The sequence below is a fragment of the Lacibacterium aquatile genome (assembly GCF_042683105.1).
Taxonomy (GTDB): Bacteria; Pseudomonadota; Alphaproteobacteria; order Elsterales; family Elsteraceae; genus Lacibacterium; species Lacibacterium aquatile.
In genome coordinates this window covers 113,247-120,185 of the sequence record NZ_JBHUIP010000012.1, presented here as the reverse complement: position 1 = coordinate 120,185, position 6,939 = coordinate 113,247, and the positions used below count along the sequence as shown (strand labels likewise).

Sequence of the window (6,939 nt, the reverse complement as noted above, 5' to 3'; positions counted from 1 at the left end):
CATCCGGCGTCTTTCTTTTTGGGTCAGGTCGATGGGGAGGGGCTGTCATGGGGTTCAGGATTTCCAGCGGGATGAGCCTATTGGCGATGACGCTTGCCGCCTGCGCGGTGGAGGTGATCGATCCGGCGCGCCCCTGTGCCTGTATCAATCCCTATCAAGGGCCGACGCTGGAGGGTTTCCAGGCCGAAGCGGGTGACAAGATCTTCTTCGCCTATGACAAAATTGAGTTGACCGAGGATGCGCGCCGGACGCTGGAGAAGCAGGCGGTCTGGCTGCGGCGATACGACAAGGTGCGCCTGCGGATCGAAGGCCATGCGGACGAGCGCGGCACCCGTGACTATAATCTGGCCCTGGGCGAGCGGCGGGCAACAGCCCAGATGCAGTATCTGGTGGCCTTGGGAATCGACCCGAATCGTATCGAAACTCTCTCCTACGGCAAGGAGCGCCCCGCCGTGCCAGGAGACGATGAGGCCGCCTGGGCGCAGAACCGTCGCGGCGTTTCGATCCCGCAGATCTAAGAGATCGGTGGCGGCCTGAAGCTATGATTTGCGGGAGCGCCGGAGGCATTCTTCGGCGTGTTGGTTTGTCACAGCCTCCGCTTTTGCGTTGGTCTTTATTTTGTCACAACCTCAAGCTGAAGTGGTGCAACTGAAATCAAAGGTTGTGCTGATGCTCTTGAGAATCAAAATATCGCTGTTGTTAGCCCTATTGCTTGCTGCCTGTGATGTGGCCCCCGAAGAGGCCCAGCCAGTTACGATCAAAGAGAGCCCGCCTGTTGTACCTGGTTATCCGCAGAATAAGGGAGGAGATGACTTTAGGGTTGAGGTGGGGGACCGGGTTTTCTTTGCATATGATCAGATCGAACTTACCACCGATGCGCGTGCCACTCTGGCGAGGCAAGGGGCCTGGTTGAAGCAACGCCCGTCCAGGCGTTTAGTTGTCGAAGGCCATGCTGACGAGCGTGGGACCCGTGAGTATAATCTCGCCCTTGGCGAGCGTCGCGCCCAGGCGGTGAAGGACTACCTCGTCGCCCTTGGTGTTCCGTCTGACCGTCTGTCGACCGTCTCCTACGGCAAGGAGCGTCCGGCTATCATGGGAACTAACGACGCTGCCTGGAGCCAGAACCGGCGCAGCGTCTCTGTGCCGCAGGGGCAATGATGCTGCGCGGACTCTCGATAGTGTTGGCTCTCCTGTTGGGTGGCTGTGCCGAGGGCTGGCCTCTGATCGCCTGTGGCAGTGGTAAATGTGCGCCGCGGGATCTCGCCGTAAAGCCTTTGGCCGATCAAGCGCCGTGGCTTCAGAACCGCGTGTTCTTTGCGCTCGATAGTTCCGAAGTCGGCAGTGACGCCGCTCAAACGGCCACGTGGTTGGCGGCTCTGCTGCGCACTTACCCCGACCTTGAGTTCATGTTGGAAGGTCACGCGGATGAACGGGGGACGCGAGAGTATAATTTGGCTCTCGGGCAACGCCGGGCTGATGCGGTGCGAGATTACCTGTTGGCTCTTGGTATTGCCGGCGACCGCCTGGCGACTGTCTCCTGGGGTAAGGAGCGCCCTGCAGTTCTGGGGGGCAGCGAGGCAGCATGGGCTTTCAACCGCCGGGTAGTCGTGCATTGTCGTGCCGACAGGGATCCCGCCAGAGCTGCAACTCTATGTCGTTATTTTGGCGACAGCCCGCTCAATCATGATGACGGAACGGAGCCATCCTGGAAGATCGTGGATGGCAAATTGATCGAGATACCGGCGAAGGTCAGGATAGGCATCAAGCAATAGCTTGCCGATTACTTCCCTGTCCCATCGGCGTATGACGGACTGAATCAAAATCGGTTACCGATGACTCTCGATTCATCAACGACTTGCAAGCTGACTCCTGACGTTGTATGTCATACACGAATTTCTTGGAGCGACCGGCGGTATTATCTTGGTTTCGCCATGATCTGCCGGTTTTCTTGAACCCCGAACCAACCCTCCATCTATCCTTAGCGTCCTCGGAGCGCCCTGATCCATGATTCGTCGTCTGTTGCTTGTTGCTGCTGCCTCGCTTGCGCTTGCTGCCTGCTCCGACCCCGAAGGAACCAACGGCGGCGGTGGCGGTAATAACGCTCCGATCACCGGCGGCGGCGGCATGGGGTCGAGCCCGATTTCCGGTGGCGCTCTTGGTTCGCTCACCCCGCAGCAGCTGGCGGCTGCCAAGGCCGATTGGGCGCAGAATTTCCAGGCTTCGGGTCGCGACCGCGTGTTCTTCGGCACCGACAGCATCTCGATCGACGGCCCGGCCCAGGGCGTGCTGACCCAGCAGGCTGAATGGCTGCGTCGCAACCCTGGCGTCCGCTTCATGGTCGAAGGCCATGCCGACGAGCGCGGCACCCGCGAATACAACTTGGCGCTAGGCGCCCGCCGCGCCCAGGCTGCCCGCGATTATCTCGTGTCGCTGGGCATCGCTGAAAACCGCCTGGAAACCGTGTCCTATGGCAAGGAACGCCCCGACTCGCTGGGCAATAACGACAGCGTCTGGGCGCGCAACCGTCGCGGCGTTTCGGTCCCGACGAGCTAAGCGGAGACGCGGCAGATTAACGCAAAGGCCCCGACCTATCGTCGGGGCCTTTGTTTTGCCGGAAATTCGCTGTATGTCACACACAACGATTGCTTGCCGGAGAGTTCGCAGAATGCGCCATGCCCGTCTGTTTTCCACCGCCGCCCTGGCCGGCCTGCTGCTCGCGCCGGCGGTTTTTGCCGATGATCTGACCGCTTTGCAGCGCGCAAATATCGAGGCAGGTAAGCGACTTGCCGTGCTGCAGAGTGAGGCCGAAGTACTGCTGGCCCAGGTGCCGCCGACTGCCGACATTCCGGTGACGGCGCAACTGACGATCCGTATTCAGCAGTTGGAAGGTGAAATCCGCCAGCTCACCGGCCAGATCGAAGAGCAGAGCTATAATCTTCAGCAGCTGAAGGTGAAGCAGGAGCGCTTCCAGACCGATGCCGAGTTCCGCCTGAGCGAGTTGGAGAAGCACGCAACTGCCCCTGCCGCCGATGCTGCCGCGACTGCACCTGCCGCACCGGCCCGCCCGCTGGCGCCGGGGCAGTTGGCAACGACACCCGCTCCGGCTGCGGTCGCTCCTGGTGCTCCGCCCCGTGATCTCGGCTCCATCCCGGCCGGTGCCGCCAACGCGCCTGTGCGCCTGACACCGCCGGGTACTGCGCAGACTGCCGCTGTCCCGCCCGCCGCCGCTGCTCCTGCAGCCGCAGCTCCGGCCGCTGCGGCTGTCCGTCTGCCCGCGGGGACGACGAAGCAGCAGTATGAATATGCTTTCGAGTTCGTGAAGAAGCAGGAATACGGCTCGGCTGAAAGCGCCCTGCGGCAGTTCGTGACCAACAATCCCAATGATGAGCTGGCGGGTAACGCGCAATATTGGCTCGGCGAGACCTATTATGTCCGCGGTTCCTATGCCGATGCCGCCCAGCAGTTCCTGACCGGCTATCAGAAGTATCCCAAGAGCCCGAAGGCTCCGGATAATCTGCTGAAGCTGGGCCTGTCGCTGGCCAATACCGGCAAGACCAAGGAGGCCTGCGCCGCCTATGGTCGCTTCACGTCGGAATATGGCAATGCATCGGAGTTCCTGATGCGCCGCGTGCGTGAGGAACGTCAGCGGCTGGCCTGCACCTGATATGATTTTGCCGGGCTGGTTTGCCACCCGGATGGACCGGATTGGGGGATTCGAAAAAGCCCCCCATCTTGCTGTCGCGGTTTCGGGTGGCCCCGACTCGATGGCACTGCTTGCCCTTGCTCATGCCTGGGCTTTGGGTCGCAATGGTCGCGTCACGGCCCTGACTGTCGACCATGGTCTGAGATCCGAAGCGGCGGACGAAGCAGCGGGCGTTGCGGTCTGGTGCGCGGGGCAGGGGATCGCCCATCGCACGCTGAACCTCACTCTCGGGCAACCTGTTGCCAATATCCAGGCCAGAGCCCGCTCTGGGCGTTATGAGGCATTGGAGCGCTGGTGCGCAGACGCCGGTGTCCTGCATCTGTTGCTGGGTCACCATCGGGACGATCAGTCCGACACTTTCTTGCTGCGTTTGGGGCGTGGGAGTGGTCTTGAGGGGTTGGCGGGCATGGCGCTGGAGACGGCGCGCCTCTCCTGCCGCCTGCTGCGGCCCTTGCTTGACGTTTCCAAGCAGGAGTTGGTCGAAATCGCGGCCACGCTGCCGACGGTCGATGATCCATCCAACCGCGACGGGCGCTATGCCCGCGTCAAAGTCCGGCGGGCATCGGCGGAGCTTGATGCTCTGGGGCTGACGAGCGGCAGGCTGGCGATCACCGCGGGGCATCTCGCCCGGGCAGGGGCTGCAGTTGCCCGCATGACCGACCGCGCGATGGTGCGATACGCGCGTCCCCATCCTGCTGGCTTTGCGAGGCTGAATACCGCTTTTGTCGCCGAGGAGCCGGAGGTTGCCCTGCGGCTGTTGGCCCGGCTAGCGGTCTGGGTCGGGGCGGCCGATTATGCTCCCCGCTTCGACCGGCTGGAGCGGTTGCTGGCGGCCTGTCAGGCCAGGGAGATTCGCGAACGCACGTTGGGGGGCGCGCTATGGTTGCGGCGGGGCGACGAGCTACTGATCTGCCGCGAGCCAAGTGCGATCGCCCCCGCTCTCGACCTTGGGCAACCGGCGATCTGGGATGGGCGATTCTCTATCCGCGATCCTGCTCCGGACTGGACCATCGGGGCCTTGGGGCCTGAGGCGGCGCGGTTGCGGACAAAAAGTCGATGGCCATCGCTGGTTTTACGGGGGTTGCCGGTCTTGCGGATGCTTGACGGCTCCCGCTCGGTCCCCCACTTGTCATTGCATGATGGGCAGTCCGCCCCTCTGATCCTCCATACGCCGCCCCGTCGTCTTGTCGATGGGATGTGGTCGTAAGAGGGGACAGGGCGGCATCCGGCTGCTAAACTGTTCGCACGTTGCGAATGTGGAAGGTCGAAAGGTCAACAGACCGTGAATAATTTCGGGAAGAATCTGGCGCTCTGGGTCATCATCTGTTTGTTGCTGGTGGCGCTGTTCAATCTCTTTAACGGATCGAGCAAGCCGGCGGGATCGCCCATGGCTTTCTCTGACTTTCTGGGCGAGGTTGACCGTGGCCGGATCACGGAAGTCCGGATCCAGGGCAACAATATCACTGCGGTTCAGAGTGATCAGAAGTCGATCTCCATCTATGCGCCGAACGATCCCCAACTGGTCGAGCGTCTGATCAGTAAGGGCGTGCGCATCACGGCAGAGCCGATTCAGGACAATGGTGGTATCTGGGGGCAGATCCTGAACTGGTTCCCGATGCTCCTGTTCATCGGCGTCTGGATCTTCTTCATGCGCCAGATGCAGTCGGGTGGCGGCAAGGCCATGGGCTTTGGCAAGAGCCGCGCGCGCCTGCTGACCGAAAAGGTCGGTCGGGTGACGTTCGATGATGTGGCCGGTATCGAAGAAGCCAAGGCCGAACTGTCCGAAGTCGTTGAGTTCCTGCGCGACCCGCAGAAATTCCAGCGTCTGGGCGGTAAGATTCCAAAGGGCGTGCTGCTGGTTGGTCCGCCGGGTACCGGTAAGACTCTGCTGGCCCGTGCGATTGCCGGTGAAGCCAATGTGCCGTTCTTCACGATCTCGGGTTCCGACTTCGTCGAAATGTTCGTCGGTGTCGGCGCGTCCCGTGTCCGCGACATGTTCGAACAGGGCAAGAAGAACGCTCCCTGCATCATCTTCATCGACGAAATCGACGCCGTTGGCCGCCATCGTGGTGCTGGCCTTGGCGGCGGTAACGATGAACGCGAACAGACCTTGAACCAGCTGCTGGTCGAGATGGACGGTTTCGAAGCGAACGAGGGTGTCATCCTCATCGCCGCGACCAACCGCCCCGACGTGCTCGATCCTGCTCTTCTGCGCCCCGGCCGCTTCGACCGTCAGGTTGTTGTGCCGAATCCCGACATCACGGGCCGTGAGCAGATCCTGAAGGTTCACATGCGCAAGGTTCCGCTGGCTCCCGACGTCGACCCGCGCGTCATTGCCCGTGGTACCCCCGGTTTCTCCGGTGCCGATCTCTCGAACCTTGTCAATGAGGCCGCCTTGCTTGCCGCCCGTCGCAACAAGCGCGTCGTTGGCATGAAGGAATTCGAGGAAGCCAAGGACAAGGTCATGATGGGGGCCGAGCGCCGCTCCATGGCCATGTCCGAGAAAGAAAAGGAATGCACGGCTTATCACGAAGCCGGTCATGCGCTCTGCATGGTCTTGGCTCCGGGACATAACCCCTTGCACAAGGTGACGATTGTTCCGCGTGGTCGGGCGTTGGGTGTGACCTTCTCGCTGCCCGAGGGCGACAAATACAGCATGTCGCAGCTCGAGCTTGAAGCACAGTTGACCAGTTTGTTCGGCGGTCGTCTGGCGGAAGAGATTATCTTCGGCAAGATCAATGTCACCACCGGCGCTTCCAACGACATCATGCAGGCGACGCGTCTGGCCCGCCGCATGGTCACGGAATGGGGCATGAGCGACCGTCTGGGACGTCTGCATTATTCGGAAAATGAGGAAGAGGTTTTCCTCGGCCACTCCGTAACGCAGCGCAAGAATGTTTCCGACGTGACGGCTCGCATCATTGACGAGGAAATCCGTCTGCTGATCGACGAGGCTGAAACGCGCGCCCGCACCATCCTGACTGAGAATATGGATGGTTTGCATGCGGTGGCGAAAGCGCTGCTGGAACATGAAACCCTGTCGGCAGACGAGGTGAAGGTTCTGATGCGCGGTGAGGCGATCTTCCGGGATCGTGGAGGCGACGATAGCGCCGCTTCCAATACTCCGCCGTCGCCGCCCCGTCGTGGTGCCGTTCCCTCCAGCGGTCCGGATCTCGATCCGTCGCCGCAGCCGGGGGCGGGTGACTAAAGCTCACGCCTCTGCTATCTCGAAACGG

Annotated in this window: 7 protein-coding genes; all 7 read left to right on the top strand. The window is 61.7% G+C overall.

The features are described from left to right. Window positions 1-47: 47 nt before the first annotated feature. The 7 genes from pal (ACFSM5_RS12065) to ftsH all read left to right on the top strand — a co-directional run bounded on the left by pal (ACFSM5_RS12065) (window position 48) and on the right by ftsH (window position 6,911). Window positions 48-518, top strand: a complete 471-nt coding sequence (pal, locus tag ACFSM5_RS12065; protein WP_379876651.1) for a peptidoglycan-associated lipoprotein Pal — start codon at window positions 48-50, stop codon at window positions 516-518. Between the two features lie 151 nt (window positions 519-669). Further along, entirely contained in the window at window positions 670-1,158 is a 489-nt protein-coding gene (gene pal, locus ACFSM5_RS12060) for a peptidoglycan-associated lipoprotein Pal (protein ID WP_379877299.1), read from the top strand. After that, window positions 1,158-1,772, top strand: a complete 615-nt coding sequence (locus ACFSM5_RS12055) for an OmpA family protein (RefSeq protein ID WP_379876649.1) — start codon at window positions 1,158-1,160, stop codon at window positions 1,770-1,772. The genes pal (ACFSM5_RS12060) and ACFSM5_RS12055 overlap by 1 nt, the downstream gene beginning before the upstream one ends. A 232-nt stretch (window positions 1,773-2,004) precedes the next feature. Further along, window positions 2,005-2,553, top strand: coding sequence for a peptidoglycan-associated lipoprotein Pal (gene pal, locus ACFSM5_RS12050; protein ID WP_379876648.1), 549 nt, complete (start codon window positions 2,005-2,007; stop codon window positions 2,551-2,553). Between the two features lie 112 nt (window positions 2,554-2,665). Further along, complete coding sequence (gene ybgF, locus ACFSM5_RS12045) at window positions 2,666-3,664, top strand: tol-pal system protein YbgF (protein WP_379876647.1); 999 nt, start codon at window positions 2,666-2,668, stop codon at window positions 3,662-3,664. Window position 3,665: 1 nt separating this feature from the next. Next, window positions 3,666-4,910 carry a tRNA lysidine(34) synthetase TilS gene (tilS, locus tag ACFSM5_RS12040; RefSeq protein WP_379877298.1) on the top strand — a complete coding sequence of 415 codons (1,245 nt, stop codon included), beginning with the start codon at window positions 3,666-3,668 and terminating at the stop codon, window positions 4,908-4,910. 75 nt (window positions 4,911-4,985) lie between these two features. Continuing rightward, window positions 4,986-6,911, top strand: a complete 1,926-nt coding sequence (ftsH, locus tag ACFSM5_RS12035) for an ATP-dependent zinc metalloprotease FtsH (RefSeq protein ID WP_379876646.1) — start codon at window positions 4,986-4,988, stop codon at window positions 6,909-6,911. Window positions 6,912-6,939 lie beyond the last annotated feature (28 nt).